General features: G+C 74.1%; 14 protein-coding genes. 6 read left to right on the top strand and 8 right to left on the bottom strand.

All coding sequences use genetic code 11. The features are described 5' to 3' along the window. The first annotated feature begins 35 nt into the window (after positions 1–35). Positions 36–953, top strand: a complete 918-nt coding sequence (locus tag H505_RS0117230) for an RNA polymerase sigma-70 factor (protein WP_026402994.1) — start codon at positions 36–38, stop codon at positions 951–953. A 10-nt stretch (positions 954–963) separates the two neighbouring features. Here the strand turns inward: H505_RS0117230 and H505_RS0117225 are convergent, their stop codons facing one another. The 4 genes from H505_RS0117225 to H505_RS0117210 form a co-directional block, all read right to left on the bottom strand. Then, positions 964–1,536, bottom strand: a complete 573-nt coding sequence (locus H505_RS0117225) for a TIGR03086 family metal-binding protein (RefSeq protein ID WP_026402993.1) — start codon at positions 1,534–1,536, stop codon at positions 964–966. Continuing rightward, a complete protein-coding gene (locus H505_RS0117220; RefSeq protein ID WP_026402992.1) occupies positions 1,523–1,993 on the bottom strand; it encodes an SRPBCC domain-containing protein in 471 nt (156 codons plus the stop codon). The genes H505_RS0117225 and H505_RS0117220 overlap by 14 nt, the downstream gene beginning before the upstream one ends. After that, positions 1,938–2,321 carry an ArsR/SmtB family transcription factor gene (locus H505_RS0117215; RefSeq protein ID WP_026403102.1) on the bottom strand — a complete coding sequence of 128 codons (384 nt, stop codon included), beginning with the start codon at positions 2,319–2,321 and terminating at the stop codon, positions 1,938–1,940. The genes H505_RS0117220 and H505_RS0117215 overlap by 56 nt, the downstream gene beginning before the upstream one ends. 75 nt (positions 2,322–2,396) lie before the next feature. After that, positions 2,397–3,137 (bottom strand): ATP-binding cassette domain-containing protein, encoded by a 741-nt coding sequence (locus H505_RS0117210; RefSeq protein WP_026402991.1) that lies wholly within the window; start codon positions 3,135–3,137, stop codon positions 2,397–2,399. Positions 3,138–3,246: 109 nt separating this feature from the next. Here H505_RS0117210 and H505_RS0117205 point away from each other — a divergent pair, with 109 nt between their 5' ends. Genes H505_RS0117205 through H505_RS0117195 form a run of 3 tightly spaced genes read left to right on the top strand, consistent with a single transcriptional unit; the run spans position 3,247 to position 5,548 of the window. Beyond that, a complete protein-coding gene (locus tag H505_RS0117205) occupies positions 3,247–3,639 on the top strand; it encodes a GntR family transcriptional regulator (protein WP_026402990.1) in 393 nt (130 codons plus the stop codon). Continuing rightward, positions 3,636–4,517 carry an ABC transporter ATP-binding protein gene (locus H505_RS0117200; RefSeq protein ID WP_026402989.1) on the top strand — a complete coding sequence of 294 codons (882 nt, stop codon included), beginning with the start codon at positions 3,636–3,638 and terminating at the stop codon, positions 4,515–4,517. Before H505_RS0117205 ends, H505_RS0117200 begins: the two co-directional genes overlap by 4 nt. Further along, positions 4,514–5,548: an ABC transporter permease subunit gene (locus H505_RS0117195; protein WP_026402988.1), complete on the top strand. Its 1,035-nt coding sequence runs from the start codon at positions 4,514–4,516 to the stop codon at positions 5,546–5,548. Before H505_RS0117200 ends, H505_RS0117195 begins: the two co-directional genes overlap by 4 nt. A 50-nt stretch (positions 5,549–5,598) precedes the next feature. On the opposite strand, the gene H505_RS49880 is transcribed toward H505_RS0117195, so the two are convergent. From H505_RS49880 to H505_RS0117175, 4 genes are all read right to left on the bottom strand, one after another. Further along, a complete protein-coding gene (locus H505_RS49880; RefSeq protein WP_026402987.1) occupies positions 5,599–6,363 on the bottom strand; it encodes a hypothetical protein in 765 nt (254 codons plus the stop codon). Further along, a complete protein-coding gene (locus tag H505_RS0117185) occupies positions 6,363–8,672 on the bottom strand; it encodes a hypothetical protein (RefSeq protein WP_026402986.1) in 2,310 nt (769 codons plus the stop codon). The genes H505_RS49880 and H505_RS0117185 overlap by 1 nt, the downstream gene beginning before the upstream one ends. Then, positions 8,669–9,313 carry a toll/interleukin-1 receptor domain-containing protein gene (locus H505_RS42445; protein ID WP_051300803.1) on the bottom strand — a complete coding sequence of 215 codons (645 nt, stop codon included), beginning with the start codon at positions 9,311–9,313 and terminating at the stop codon, positions 8,669–8,671. The genes H505_RS0117185 and H505_RS42445 overlap by 4 nt, the downstream gene beginning before the upstream one ends. Before the next feature lie 95 nt (positions 9,314–9,408). Next, on the bottom strand, positions 9,409–10,695 hold the full coding sequence (locus H505_RS0117175; RefSeq protein ID WP_026402985.1) for a helix-turn-helix domain-containing protein: 1,287 nt from the start codon (positions 10,693–10,695) through the stop codon (positions 9,409–9,411). Positions 10,696–11,572: 877 nt separating this feature from the next. On the opposite strand from H505_RS0117175, the gene H505_RS0117170 reads away from it, so the two are divergent. After that, entirely contained in the window at positions 11,573–12,133 is a 561-nt protein-coding gene (locus H505_RS0117170; protein WP_026402984.1) for a peroxiredoxin, read from the top strand. Between the two features lie 138 nt (positions 12,134–12,271). After that, on the top strand, positions 12,272–12,814 hold the full coding sequence (gene ahpD, locus H505_RS0117165; RefSeq protein WP_026402983.1) for an alkylhydroperoxidase, AhpD family: 543 nt from the start codon (positions 12,272–12,274) through the stop codon (positions 12,812–12,814). The last annotated feature ends 315 nt before the right edge of the window (positions 12,815–13,129 follow it).

Here is a 13,129-nt window from a genome sequence, read left to right as displayed (position 1 = left end):
GTGCACGACGAGGCCGAGACGGGCAGGAGCCGACCATGAGCGAGCCGCACACCGACGCACCGCTCCCCGACCCCGCGGACCCGGCCACCGAGGCGTTCGTCGTCCACCGCAACCTGCTGTTCACCGTCGCCTACGAGATGCTCGGCTCCGCCGCCGACGCCGAGGACGTCCTCCAGGAGACGTGGCTGCGCTGGGCGGAGGTCGACCTCGCCGCCGTCCGGGAGCCGCGCGCGTACCTCGTCCGGATCGTCACCCGGCAGGCGCTCATGCGGCTGCGGACGCTGCGCCGCCGCAGGGAGTCCTACGTCGGGACCTGGCTGCCCGAACCGCTGCTGACCTCGCCGGACGTGGCCGAGGACGTCGAACTGGCCGAGAGCGTCTCGATGGCGATGCTGCTGGTCCTGGAGACCCTCGGCCCGACCGAGCGCGCGGTGTTCGTGCTGCGCGAGGTGTTCGACCTCGGCTACGACGAGATCGCCGAGGCCGTCGGCAAGAGCCGGGAAGCGGTCCGGCAGATCGCCCACCGGGCGCGCGCGCACGTCGCCGCCCGCCGCCCGCGCACCCCCGTCACCCCGGCCGAGTCGCAGGCCGCGATCGACGCGTTCCGGCGGACGCTCGAGACGGGCGACCTCCAGGGCCTCGTCGACCTGCTCGCGCCGGACGTCGTCCTGCTCGGCGACGGCGGCGGCGTCCGGCAGGCCGTGGTGCGGCCGATCGTGGGGGCCCGCAAGGTGGCCCGCCTGCTGGAGGCCGGGCTGCCCCGGCTCGAGGGCGCGCTCTCCTTCGAGCCGGTGCAGGTCAACGGCCGCCCCGCGCTGATCGTCCGGATCGACGGCGAGATCGACAACGTCGTCGCGATGCGGATCGACGACGGCCTGGTCACCGGCCTCTACGTCGTGCGGAACCCGGAGAAGCTGTCCCGCATCGGGCGGGAGACCCCGGTGACCCGCTGACCCGCCCGCCTCAGCGGCCCCGCCAGGACGGGTCGCGGCCGATGAAGCCGAGCATCCGGGCCTGGACGTCCGCGTCGGCGGGCACCTCGACGCGCGGGCCGTACTGGCCGGACGACCGGAGGACCTCGTCCATCGGCTCCAGGCCGGCGAGGAGTTCGGCGCAGAAGCCGGGGTCGAGCCGGTCGTCCTGGCCGGTGGCCCGCGCGAGGTCCCAGGTGTGCATGAACACGTCGGCGGTATAGAACCGGTCGATCGCGGTCGCCAGCGGCAGTTCGCCGATGTGCGGGTTCGCGAACTCCCGCCGTTCGGTCTCCGGGTCGTCCAGCACCTCCTGCACCGCGTCGCGGTGGACCCGCCACGCGGCGACCGGGTCGTCGTCCACCGACGGTCCGCGGCGCAGCTCGATGCCGGCGCCGGACGCCAGGAACCCGGGGAACCACTCGGTCAGGTGGCGGACGACGTCGCGGGCGGTCCAGCCGGCGACCGGGGCGGGCGCGTCCCACGACCGGGTGCCGCCGACGCGTTCGGTGAACAGGCCCGCGACCCGCCGGTGCCGTTCGGCAGGGTGCTCAGGCAGTGCCATCGGTCAGCATCCTCTCCAGTTTGGTGTATCCCTCGTCGAGACCGGCGGCCATGCCGCCGCGCAGGAACGCGTCGCGGCGCTCGAAGCTGTCGACCAGCGACTGCGAGCGCAGCCGCGTGCGCCCCTCCGGCAGGGCCTCGAACCACAGCGTCTCCAGGGCGACCCGGTCGGGGTCGCCGTCGAAGGCGAGCGTCTGCACGATGCGGTCCGGCCGTATCTCGTGGAAGCACCCGTAGAACCGGTACTCCGCGCCGTCGTGCTCGGAGACGTACCGCCAGCTTCCGCCGGTGCGGGCGTCCCAGTGCTCGATGCGGGTGCTCGTCCGGTCGGGCCCCACCCACCGGGCGAACAGGTCGGGATCGGTGTGGGCGCGCAGCAGCCGTTCGGGGGGCGCCGCGAAGTCACGGGCCGTCCGGATCACCGGCAGGTCCGGGACGGCCTCGATGACCGTCTCCATCGTCGTCTCCCTCCATCTCCGCCAGGACGGCGTCGAGGCGCCGGTGGCGCGCCTCGAGGCGGCGCCGGTGGCGCTCGATCCAGGTGTCCATCAGGTCGAGGGCCCCGGCCTCCAGGCGCACCGGCCGGGGCTGCGGTCCCGGCGGCCGGCTGACGAGCCCGGCGCCTTCGAGCACCCGCAGGTGCTTGTAGACGGCCTGGAGCGACATCCGGTACGGCTCCGCCAGCTCGCTCGCGGTCGCGTCGCCCGCGGCGAGGCGGGCCACCATGTCGAGGCGGGTCGGGTCCGCGAGCGCGGCGAAGACCCGGGGCAGCGTGTCCGTGGTCATCCTGCATCTTTCAACTCATTGGTTGAAAGAAACGTAGGGCCCGTGCCCCGCGCGCGTCAACCGCCGGTGCGGCCGTCAGGGGCCGGTCGGGTGGAAGAAGCCGCGGACGTAGGGGTCGGGGAGGGCCGCCAGCTCGGCGAGCGTGCCCGTCGCGGCGACCCCGCCGGCGCGCATGAGCACGACGCGGTCGGCGACGCGGGTCGCGGTCAGCATGGGCACGTCGTGCGTGACCGCCAGGACGGCCGCGCCGCCGTCGGCGTACGCGCGGAGGGTCTTCCACACCTCGTACGCCGTCTCGAGGTCGAGCGACGCGGCGGCCTCGTCCGCTATGAGGACGTCCGGGGCGGGCAGCAGCGCCGCGGCGAGCGCGGCCCGCTGGATCTGGCCGCCGGAATGCCGGCGGGGGTAGAGGTCGAACAACTCGGCGGGATAACGGGCGGCCGCGCACGCGCGATCGAGGCTCCACCGCCCGTACCGGCGCTCCAGCTTCCGCAGCTGCGCGCCCACGGTCTCGTCCGCGTCGAAGGCCGTGACGCCCTCCTGCGGCACCAGCCCGACGGTCCGGCCGCGCAGCTCGCGCCACCGGCCGTCCTGGACGACCGCGCCGCCGACGCGGACCTGCCCGGTGCTGCGCGCGGACGCCGGCAGCCGGCCCGCGAGCGCCGCGGCGGCCATCGACTTGCCGCAGCCGGACTCGCCGAGCAGCGCCGTGATCCGCCCGGCCGGGACGTCGAGGTCGACGGCGTCGAGCACCGTCTCGGCCCACCGGCCGGTGTCGATGTGGACGGTCAGCCCGCGCAGTTCGGCAGTCACCATCCGGCCACTGTGCAGGGCCCCCGCGCCCCCCGCAAGGCGTACCGCGGCGCCCGCCCGAGATGTATGAGAGTCTTAAAGTACTAGGGAACTAGATGAATGGAGTTTCGAGGTGATCGAGTTCCATCTGGACCCCGGCTCGGGGGTGTCGCCGTACCAGCAGCTCGTCCGGCAGGTGCGGCACGCGCTCCGGCTCGGGCTGCTGCGGGAGGGCGACCGGCTCCCGACCGTGAAGGACGTCGTGGCGCAGCTCGCCATCAACCCGAACACGGTGCTCAAGGCGTACCGGGAACTGGAGCACGAGGGGCTGGTCGCCGCGCGTCCCGGGGTGGGCACGTTCGTCACCCGGACGCTCGCGGACGCGTCGCTCGCCGCGCACGGGGAGCTCCGCAAGGACCTGCGCCGGTGGCTCGCCAAGGCGCGCCTCGCCGGACTGGACGACGAGAGCATCGAGGCCCTGTTCTCGGACACCTTTCGGGCCGCCGCACAGGAGGACGTAGCATGACCGCCGTCATCAGGGCGCGGGGCCTGGGCAAGAGCTACGGGAAGCGCCCGGCCCTGTCGGACTGCACGCTGGACGTGCCGGCCGGACGGGTCGTCGGGCTCGTCGGCCCGAACGGCGCGGGCAAGACGACGCTGCTCAGCCTGGCCGCGGGCCAGCTCGCGCCGACCGAGGGCGAGATCACGGTGGTGGGCGGGCGGCCCGCGAGCGGGCCCGCGCAGCTCGCGAAGGTCGGGTTCGTCGCGCAGGACACCCCGACGTACGCGCGCCTCACCATCGAGGAGCACCTCCGGCTCGGCGCCCGCCTCAACCCCGGCTGGGACGCCGGCCTGGCCCGGGAGCGCATCGACCGGCTCGGCCTCGACCCGTCGCAGCGCGCCGGACGGCTGTCGGGCGGGCAGCGCGCGCAGCTCGCGCTGACGATCGGGCTGGCGAAGCGCCCCGAGCTGCTGATCCTGGACGAACCGGTCGCGGCCCTCGACCCGCTGGCGCGGCGCGAGTTCATGCAAGGGCTCATGGAGGCCGTCGCCGAGCACGCGTTCAGCGTGGTCCTGTCGTCGCACCTGGTGTCCGACCTCGAACGGGTCTGCGACCACCTGATCGTGCTGGCCGCGTCCCGGGTGCAGGTGAGCGGCGACGTCGACGACCTGCTCGCGTCCCACCACCGGCTGAGCGGGCCGCGCCGGGACGCCGCGCGGCTGCCGGACGACCAGCACGTCGTGTCCGAGAGCCACACCGACCGGCAGAGCACGTTCCTCGTCCGCTCGGACGGCCCGGTCCTCGACCCCGCGTGGACGGTCGGGCGGGTCACCCTCGAGGACCTCGTCCTCGCCTACATGGACCGCAAGCCCGAACGCGCACCGCTGGAGGCCGTCCGATGATCTGGCTGACGCTCCGCCAATTCCGCGCGCCCGCGGCGGCGGGCCTCGCCGCGCTGGCCGCGCTCGCGGCCGTCCTCGCGCTCACCGGCCCCGGCCTCGCTGACGAGTACGCGACCGGCCTCGCCTCCTGCGGCACGAGCGGCGACTGCGAACGGTTCAACGAGCTGTTCCGGGACGACTACCAGTTCTTCTTCGAGGCGCTGATCCTGCTCGTCCTGGCCGTCCCGGCCCTCCTCGGGGCCTTCTGGGGCGCCCCCCTCGTCGCCCGCGAACTCGAAACGGGCACGCACCGGCTCGTCTGGAACCAGAGCATCACCCGGACCCGCTGGCTCGCGGTCAAGCTCGCCGTCGTCGGCGCGGCCGCCGTGGCCGTCACCGAGGGCGCCGTCCTCGCCGCGGCCTGGTGGTCCGACCCGGTGCAGCAGGCGGCGAGCGCCGAGTTCCACCGGCTCGATCCGATGCCGTTCGCCGCGCGCGGCATCGTCCCGATGGCGTACGCGGCGTTCGCGTTCACGCTCGGCGTCACCGTCGGCGTCCTCGCCCGCCGGACGCTGCCCGCGATGGCGGTCACCCTGGCCGTCTTCGCGGCCGTGCAGGTCGCGATGCCGATGCTGGTCCGTCCGCACCTGCTCCCGGCCGAGGAGTCCACGGTCGCGATCACGCGGGACAACCTGCAGCAGTTCATCGTGACCGGGGACAACGTGCAGGTGAAGGTGAGGCCGGACGATCCGGGCGGGTGGATGCTCGCCAACCACCCGGTGGACGCGTCGGGACGCGAGGTGGCCGGGCTGCCGCAGTCGCTGGCCGCCGGAGCGTGCGCCCCGCGGCCGGCGGAGGACCTCGTGGAGCCGATGGGGCCCGGGGACGAGTGCTTCGCCGAGATCGCCCGCCTCGGCTACAAGCAGCACGTCAGGCAGCACTCCGGCGACCGCTTCTGGGCGTTCCAGTGGCTCGAGACGGGCGTCTTCGCCGCCCTGACCGCCGGCCTCGCGGGCTTCTGCTTCTTCTGGGTCCGCCGGCGCCTCTCGTGACGGGCGTCCGTCCGGGACCCGCCCCCGCGGAGTCCCGGACGGACGTGCCCCTAGAAGTCCGACCACGTGTACGTCGGCCCGCCCTGCGTTTCGGCGTTCGCGTTCCACAGCACGACGAACGCCTGCTTGGCGTTCTCGGCGGCGGTGTTCGCGGACGTGACGCCCCCGTCCGCCGAGGCGGGCGAGCAGGCGTCGGTCGCCACGAAGCTCTCCGCCCAGCGGATGTACTCCTCGTCGGCCGCGAGCGACGCCCGCGTCATCTCCATGAGCGCGCTCCGCAGGGCGTCCGCGTCCGCGGCGGCGCCGAAGTCGGCGCTCGCCGCGCTCTCCGCCTGCGCCCTGCGCTCCTCGGTCACCTCCCGCAGCACCGGCAGGTCGGAGTCGACGGTGACGCAGTCGCCCAGGGTGTCCGGCAGCCGCGACCGGGTCGCCTGGATCTCGGCGAGGAGGTCGGCCGCGGGGACGCCCGGGGACGCCGAGGACGCCTCCGGGATCTCCCCGCCGATCGCCGGGTCGCCGCCGATCGCCGGGTCGCCGGTGGCCGCCGGTGCGGCCGCCCCGGCCTCGGGCGCCTCGTACGTCTCGGGCCAGTTCGTGACCGTGAACCGGCCGCCCCAGACGAGCGCGACGAACATGACCACCGCCACGCCCACGCTCTTCCACGTCTCGGCGACGGCCGACGGCTCGGCCCCGTCCCGCGCCGCGCCGTCCTCGTCCGGTCCGGGGACGTCCGGCTGCTCGGGCTGCTCCTCACCGCAGTGGGTGCAGACCGGGCGGGTCACGATGTTGTCGTTGTCGCAGTAGCGGCACCGCATCAGAGGATCTCCCGTCCGTGTCCGAGCGGGTCGGCGTCCGGGGCGGGCCGCGGGCCGGGCGCCTGCGCCCCGTTGGGGCCGGGCCGCGGACGGCCGGAGCCCGGGCCCCCGCCCGGGGCGGGGCGGTCGTGCTCGTGGCGGAGCCGCCGCCGGCGGCGGTCCTTGGCCTGCCTGATCCAGTCGCGCCCGTCGGCCGCCACCGCCTCCAGCAGGCCGAGCGCGCCGCTCAGGTCGGTGTCCCCGGGCGGCGGCAGGTCGTCGTCGCCGCCGTCGGCCCGCCGGTCCGCGTCCCGGGCGAGCCACGCGTCCAGGTGCTCCACCCGGATGTCCACCTGGTGGCCGCTGCCGAGGGTGAGCCGGAACAGCTGGTCGTAGATGAACGACGACCGGTCCGGCTCGGCGCGCCCGTCCGCCTGCGGCAGCATCGGCCGACGCCTGCCGTCGTCGAAGCGGATGCCGCGCTCGACGACCTCGGCGGCGGTGAGCGCGTCGTAGCGGAACGCCCTGCGGTGCTGGTCCTTGGCGATGCCCGTCGGGAAGTCGAGGTGGACCGACACCTGCCGCACCCCCGCCTCGGTCAGCAGGAACACCCACACCGTGTAGGCCGAGAAGCGCGGCGGCCCCCGGTGGACGCGCGCGCGGCGGGCGGCGGGCGCGGCCTCGGTGATGAACGCGTGCTGGAGGACGTCGCGGCTGCCGAGCCCGTACTGGTTCATCGCCAGCGACTTGAGGTAGATCTTGTCGAAGTCCAGCCAGCGGGCCATCTCGCCGTCGGTGGGGCGGTCGCGGAGCAGCGCGACCCGCTCGGCGTACGCCCTCCGCTCCGCCCGCAGCCGCCGGTCGGCGGCCTTCTCCGCGCGCCCCGCGTGCAGCCGCGCCACCACGAGGACGTCCACCCGGCCGAAGGCGGCGAGGACGGCGCCGACCAGGACCCACGCCAGCATGACGAGCGCGATGTCCGGGTGGTAGAGCGACGCGGTGGTCAGCAGGGTGAGCCCCGCGTAGGTGACCATCATGATCTCGGCGATGGTGAGCAGCCGCGCGGGCAGCCGCCGCAGCCGCGCCCGGCCGCCGTTCTCGCTCCACTCCCGCGCGGCCTCCTTGGCGTGCCAGGCGATCAGCCAGTCGATCGCGCCCGCCTCCACCTTCGGCTCGGCGTACAGGTTGGCGACCTCGGTGGCGAGGGTGGACCGCCGCTGCCGCGTGCCGAGCGTCCACGCGGACCGCTCGACGACCCCGTCCGGGGCGCGCTTGTCGAACTCCGCCTCGACGCGGTGGGCGACGTGGCGGCTGAACGGCGTCGGCACGTCCACCGGCCTGCGGGCCGGGAACGGCGAGTGGCGGCGCGGCGCCTGCCGCGGCGCGAACGCGCAGCCGAGCCCGGCGGAGGCGAGCAGCAGCACGCCCGCGGTGATCGCCGCCCGCGTGCTCATCTGGACCACCATCACGAACGCCACCGTGAGCCCGGCGGCCGCCAGGATCGTCCCGCAGACCGCCAGCGCCCAGCGGAAGAGCCCGGGCTCGAAGGGGCGGGCGTCCAGGGGGCGCGGTTCCGCCGGGACGGGCTCGAAGAACTTCCACACCCGCGCCTCGCGGCCGTTCCCGTTGCGCCGGGCGCGGACGAGCGCGGCGCGGCGGGCGTCGACGCGGTCCTGCGCGACGCCGCTCATCAGGAGGTCCAGGTGGCGGTGGATCTCCTCCCGGCGCGTCTCGGGCAGCCGGTCGAACTCGGCGAGGACGTCGTCGAGGACGCCCGGGCCGTGCTCGCCCGTCCGGTCCTCGGCGAGCAGCCGGGCGAGCAGCCGGTACACGACGTCGAGGGCCCGGCGCCACTCGTCGTCCGGGCCGCCGAGCGCGGACGTGCGGGCCGCGTCGACGTCGCGGAGCCGGTCGTCGTCCAGCCGCCCGATCGGGCGGTCGCTCAGCACGGCCAGCGTCCAGCGGTACGCGGCGCGGCAGGCGAGGTGCCGCCAGCGCGGGTCGGCGAGCCGCCCCGACGCGACGAGCTCGCCGAGCAGCTCCTCGGCGCGGCGCGGCATGTCGCCGGCGAGGCAGTTCTCGGCGACCTCGATCCTGCGGTCGGGCTCGTCGTCGTCGAGGGCGACGTAGATGTTCGCCTCGTGGACGACGCCCGCCTGGAACCCGACGCGCGTGTTGTCGTTGTTGACGAACCGGGCCCCGGATCCGGATCCCGACTCGGACTCGGACTCGGGCGCCCGCCGCGAGCCGGTGCGGCCCGCGCCGTTCACCAGGTCCTCGACCCGCTCGAACGCCTCGCGCGCGCGGGAACGGCGCGCGGACGGGCTCACCGCCCGTCTCCCGAGCCCGTGCGGCCGTCCCCGTCGCGGAAGAAGTCGGCGCCGATCTTCGCCTCGCGGACGACGCCCGCCTCGAACCCGACGCGCGTGTTGTCGTTGTTGATGAACTGCGGCCCGGCGTGCGTCCCGGGCTCGGGCTCGGGCTCCGGCTTCGCCGGTGCGACCTCCTCCAGACCCGGGACGATCTTGGTGAGGTCGCGCGCGAGCCGGCCGAGGTCGGCGTCCAGGTTGCGGGCGTCCAGGCGGGTGTGCTGGCAGTAGGCCAGGTTCTCCAGTTCCGGCGGGAGCAGGTCGGACGTCGGCAGGTGCGCGTTGTTCAGCAGCACCGGGATCACCCGCACACCGTTGCCGAACGCCTCGATGATCTCCCGGCGGACCCAGTCGTCCGGGTGGTCGATCCGGCGCCGGCCGTCCTCCAGGACCTCCAGCCAGCGGACGCCGATCAGCGCGAGCAGCGCGTCGCTGCGGCGGACGCCGTCCAGCAGGGCCCGCCGGTAGTCGTCGCCGAACGGGATCGACTTGCTCGCGCGGAAGATCGTCTCCCAGCCGAAGCGGGCGGACAGCTCGCGGTCGAGGAAGGCGGCGACGTTCTCCCCGTCGCCGGTGCGGTAGTTGATGAAGATCTCGGGCATGGGGTGCTCCGTTCCGTGGTTCGGTGGTGGTGCCGGCCCCGGGGGGCCGGTGAGCGTCGCGGGGCGTGCGCGGGACGCGCGCGGCTCCCGCCGGGTCAGGTCTCCGCGGGCCGCAGGGACGCGGTGAGCGCCGGGTACAGCTCGCGCACGGGCGCGTGGTCGCGGCGGCGGCCGAGCGTCCGGGCCAGCCGCCGCAGGTCGGTCGCGATGGTCGCCGAGCCGACGGTGTCGGCGACGGGCAGCAGCGGGGCCGTCAGCGCGCAGGCGTGGTCGATCTCGCCCGCCGCCGCGTGCGCCAGCGCCCGCCGCACCCCGAACCGCGCGCGGGACCGCAGGGCCTCCGGCGGGATGCGCGCCACCTCGGCGTCCAGGATCGCGGCGGCGTCGCGCGGCCGGCCCAGCTCGAACAGGCACCAGCCGGTGACCATGGCCACCGGGTCGGGCAGGTTCCGGGACCCGAGCCCGGCCGCCGCCTCCCCGGAGTCGGCGGCGAGGAGCCCGCGGGCGCGGTCGAGGCCGCGCATGCAGGCGGCGCCGTCACCGGCCAGCGCGTGCCCCTGGGCCTCGCGCTGCGCCGCGAGGCCGCGGATCCGCGCCGGGACGCCCCGCGCGGTCCGCGCGCGGTGCGCGAGCTCGACGGTCTGCGCGGCGTCGTCCCGGTAGAGGGTGACGAGCGCCCGCCGGACGAACGCGTAGGCGGCGAGGTCGCGGTCGCCGCCGGCCGCCGCGGTCTCGACGGCCTTGGCCGTCCACCACAGGGCCGCCTCGTCGTCGCCGGACTCCTGCGCCATCCAGCCCGCGAACTCGGCGAACCGCGCGGCGAGCACGAGCAGGTCGTCCCGGGTCCGCGCGGGCGCCCGGACGGCCAGGTCGCGCAGGACGTGCGTCTGCGCGATGACCGCGGGCAGCACCGCGCCCGGACTCGCCGTCTGGCCGAGGTTGCGGAACTGGGTGAGCAGCGCCCGGAAGCCGTCCAGGGCGGCCGGTTCGGCGGCGGTCTCCGCCAGGCCCCGCGCGCCGAGGCCGAAGCCCAGCACGGACGTCGAGGCCACCGCGAGCGCCTCGCGCCGGTTCATGGGGTGGAACCGGCCTTCTCCGCCGAGTGGAAGGTTCATCAGCCACACCTCGTCGTCCGCTGCCCGTTCGGCGAGCCGGCCGCCGCGCGGCGGCCGGGCGGCGAGCGCGATGAGCGCGCCGTCCGCGCCGAGTTCCGCGTCGCTCATGCGCGCCAGGTCGGGCGACGGCCGCTTCGTCCCGTGCTCGACCTTGCTCAGGTGGCCTTTGCTGTAGTGCAGCAGGCCGCCCAGTTCGGCCAGGGACAGGCCCGCCGCGAGGCGCCTTCGCCGAAGCTCCGCCCCGAATGTTGCCATCGTCTCCGGCATTCCGGTCTCCGTTTCCCGTTGTCGGTCCGGCGGGCGGAAGGGAACGTCCGGTCAGGTGTTCCGGACGAGCCGCGGTTTCACGATCGGACGGCGGGGGGCGCGCGGTGCACGCGACGGGACAAAGTTCCGAAAACGGGAGCGGAATGCCGGCGATTGGTCGCGCCGGCCTGAGGATGGAAGCTCGTGGCCTGCATGATCACCTCCGGCGCGGAGGGCGGCCGGAGTCCGCCGCGCGCGCCTTCCTTGGCGATCATGTTTCTTTCGAGGATCGGGCATGAACTCCGGGCACCTCCACGCGAACGCCAGAGTATCAAGGGCCAGTAAAGTCTCGCGTGTTGTTTTCACAGGCGGCGACCGAAAAACACGGGTTTCCCGTTTCCTCCTTCCGCAGGACCACCCGACTCCCCTTTAGGGATCATGAAATCGCCCCTTTTATGGACGACCCGAACACCATTGATCAAGCCGGACGCCACCCCGACAGGACCGCCGCCCGCCCGCCCCCGCCGACGACCGCCGGCGGGCACCCCCTCCCGGCCGAGCAAGCGGACTCCCGGGGACGGACAGGACATCGCGAGGGTGTACCTTGATGCACTCGCCGCGAGATAAACGGAGAGTTAACGGCAAACCGAGCGTTTCCGTGTGATCTAGGTCAACCCCCGGTGTGACCACCCTCTCATCACTCCAGCATTCTCGCTGGTCAGCGCGCATATGGCCGCGAATGATAGGAAGCACCTATCAGTGCAGTGGGATAGATCGATTTCTCTTCTCGACCCCCGTACGGCACGCTGAGTGACATCGAGCCCCCGAGGAACCGTCCCGGGGCGGCACTCCGGCGCCTCGGCGGAGGCGTCCCCTTTCTCGCGAAAAAGGAGCATGCGTGCTTACTGTCGGTGACCAGTTCCCCGAGTACGAGCTGACCGCCTGTGTCTCGCTGGACGCGGACAACGCCTTCGAGACGATCAACCACAAGACGTACGAGGGCAAGTGGCGCGTGGTGTTCTTCTGGCCGAAGGACTTCACTTTCGTCTGTCCGACCGAGATCGCCGAGTTCGGCCGGCTGAACGAGGAGTTCGCCGACCGCGACGCCCAGGTGCTCGGCGCGTCCGTCGACAACGAGTTCGTCCACTTCGCGTGGCGCAAGGACCACCCGGACCTGCGGGAGATCCCGTTCCCGATGATGGCCGACCTCAAGCGCGAGCTGTGCGAGGCCCTCGGCATCCTCACCCCGGACGGCGTGGCGCAGCGCGCGACGTTCATCGTCGACCCGAACAACGAGATCCAGTTCTCCATGGTGACCGCCGGTTCCGTCGGCCGGAACGTCAAGGAGGTCCTGCGGGTCCTGGACGCCCTGCAGAGCGACGAGCTCTGCCCGTGCAACTGGAACAAGGGCGAGGACACCCTGGACGCCGCCAAGCTGATGGCCGGCGCCGGCGCCTGATCCAACCCCGCGTCCGGCCCGTCCCGGACGCCCCAGTCACCCCGCCGGACGGCCCGCACGGGCCGTCCGGACCGGCGGCCGGTCGCGGAGCGCACGAGCACGCGCGGCCGGCCGTTCGCATGAAAGGACTTTTCGATCATGAGCGTTGACGCGCTGAAGAGCGCCCTCCCGGGCTACGCCAAGGACACCAAGCTCAACCTGGGCTCGCTGACCTCCACCTCGCAGCTCAGCGAGCAGCAGCTGTGGGGGACGGTCCTGGCGTGCGCGCTCGCCACCCGCAGCGCCGTCGTCATCCGCGAGCTGGCCGAGGAGGCCGGCGACTACCTGTCCGCGGAGGCGTTCGAGGCCGCCAAGGCCGCGGCGTCGATCATGGCGATGAACAACGTGTACTACCGCGCCACGCACCTGATCGGCGACGACACGTACGCGACGCTGCCCGCGAAGCTGCGGATGTCGGTCATCGCGAAGCCGGGCGTCGAGAAGGTCGACTTCGAGCTGTGGTCGCTGGCCGTGTCGGCGATCAACGGCTGCGGCCGGTGCCTGGAGTCGCACGAGAAGGTCGTCCGCGAGGCCGGGCTGTCGCGCGAGCTGGTCCAGGAGGCGCTGCGCATCGCCGCCGTCGTCAACGCCGCCGCCGCGACGCTCGACGCCGAGGCCGCCCTCGCCCCCGCCACCGTCTGACACTGCCACGCACGACGTGCGGCCCGGGTGCGAACGCACCCGGGCCGCACGCGCTCCCGCCCGTGTTCCCGAGCCGTTCACTCGCCATCCCACCCGAGGCTCTACGGTCACGGACGTGACGAACGATCAAGGAACCGTCGGCCGCCGGACGGTGCTGACCAGCGCGCTCGGCACCGCCGGGGCCCTCGCCCTCACCGCCCCCGCCGCCGCCGCCCCGCGCCCCCGGCACCGTCCGCCGAGGCCCGGTCGTTCGGCGCGTACCTCGGCACCCGCCGCCGCGTCCGCGTCGCGGGGTCGCCGCAGACGGACGACCTG

This window comes from Actinomadura rifamycini DSM 43936, from assembly GCF_000425065.1.
Classification (GTDB): Bacteria; Actinomycetota; Actinomycetes; order Streptosporangiales; family Streptosporangiaceae; genus Spirillospora; species Spirillospora rifamycini.
The sequence above is the reverse complement of the archived record's forward strand: the minus strand, read 5'-3'. Positions and strand labels throughout refer to the sequence as shown.

Excerpts from the sequence above, each read along its gene's own strand:
- H505_RS0117230 (WP_026402994.1), top strand. The coding sequence starts at position 36 with ATGAGCGAGCCGCACACCGACGCACCGCTCCCCGACCCCGCGGACCCG.
- H505_RS0117225 (WP_026402993.1), bottom strand. The coding sequence starts at position 1,536 with ATGGCACTGCCTGAGCACCCTGCCGAACGGCACCGGCGGGTCGCGGGC.
- H505_RS0117220 (WP_026402992.1), bottom strand. The coding sequence starts at position 1,993 with ATGGAGACGGTCATCGAGGCCGTCCCGGACCTGCCGGTGATCCGGACG.
- H505_RS0117215 (WP_026403102.1), bottom strand. The coding sequence starts at position 2,321 with ATGACCACGGACACGCTGCCCCGGGTCTTCGCCGCGCTCGCGGACCCG.
- H505_RS0117210 (WP_026402991.1), bottom strand. The coding sequence starts at position 3,137 with ATGGTGACTGCCGAACTGCGCGGGCTGACCGTCCACATCGACACCGGC.
- H505_RS0117200 (WP_026402989.1), top strand. The coding sequence starts at position 3,636 with ATGACCGCCGTCATCAGGGCGCGGGGCCTGGGCAAGAGCTACGGGAAG.
- H505_RS0117195 (WP_026402988.1), top strand. The coding sequence starts at position 4,514 with ATGATCTGGCTGACGCTCCGCCAATTCCGCGCGCCCGCGGCGGCGGGC.
- H505_RS49880 (WP_026402987.1), bottom strand. The coding sequence starts at position 6,363 with ATGCGGTGCCGCTACTGCGACAACGACAACATCGTGACCCGCCCGGTC.
- H505_RS42445 (WP_051300803.1), bottom strand. The coding sequence starts at position 9,313 with ATGCCCGAGATCTTCATCAACTACCGCACCGGCGACGGGGAGAACGTC.
- H505_RS0117175 (WP_026402985.1), bottom strand. The coding sequence starts at position 10,695 with ATGCCGGAGACGATGGCAACATTCGGGGCGGAGCTTCGGCGAAGGCGC.
- ahpD (WP_026402983.1), top strand. The coding sequence starts at position 12,272 with ATGAGCGTTGACGCGCTGAAGAGCGCCCTCCCGGGCTACGCCAAGGAC.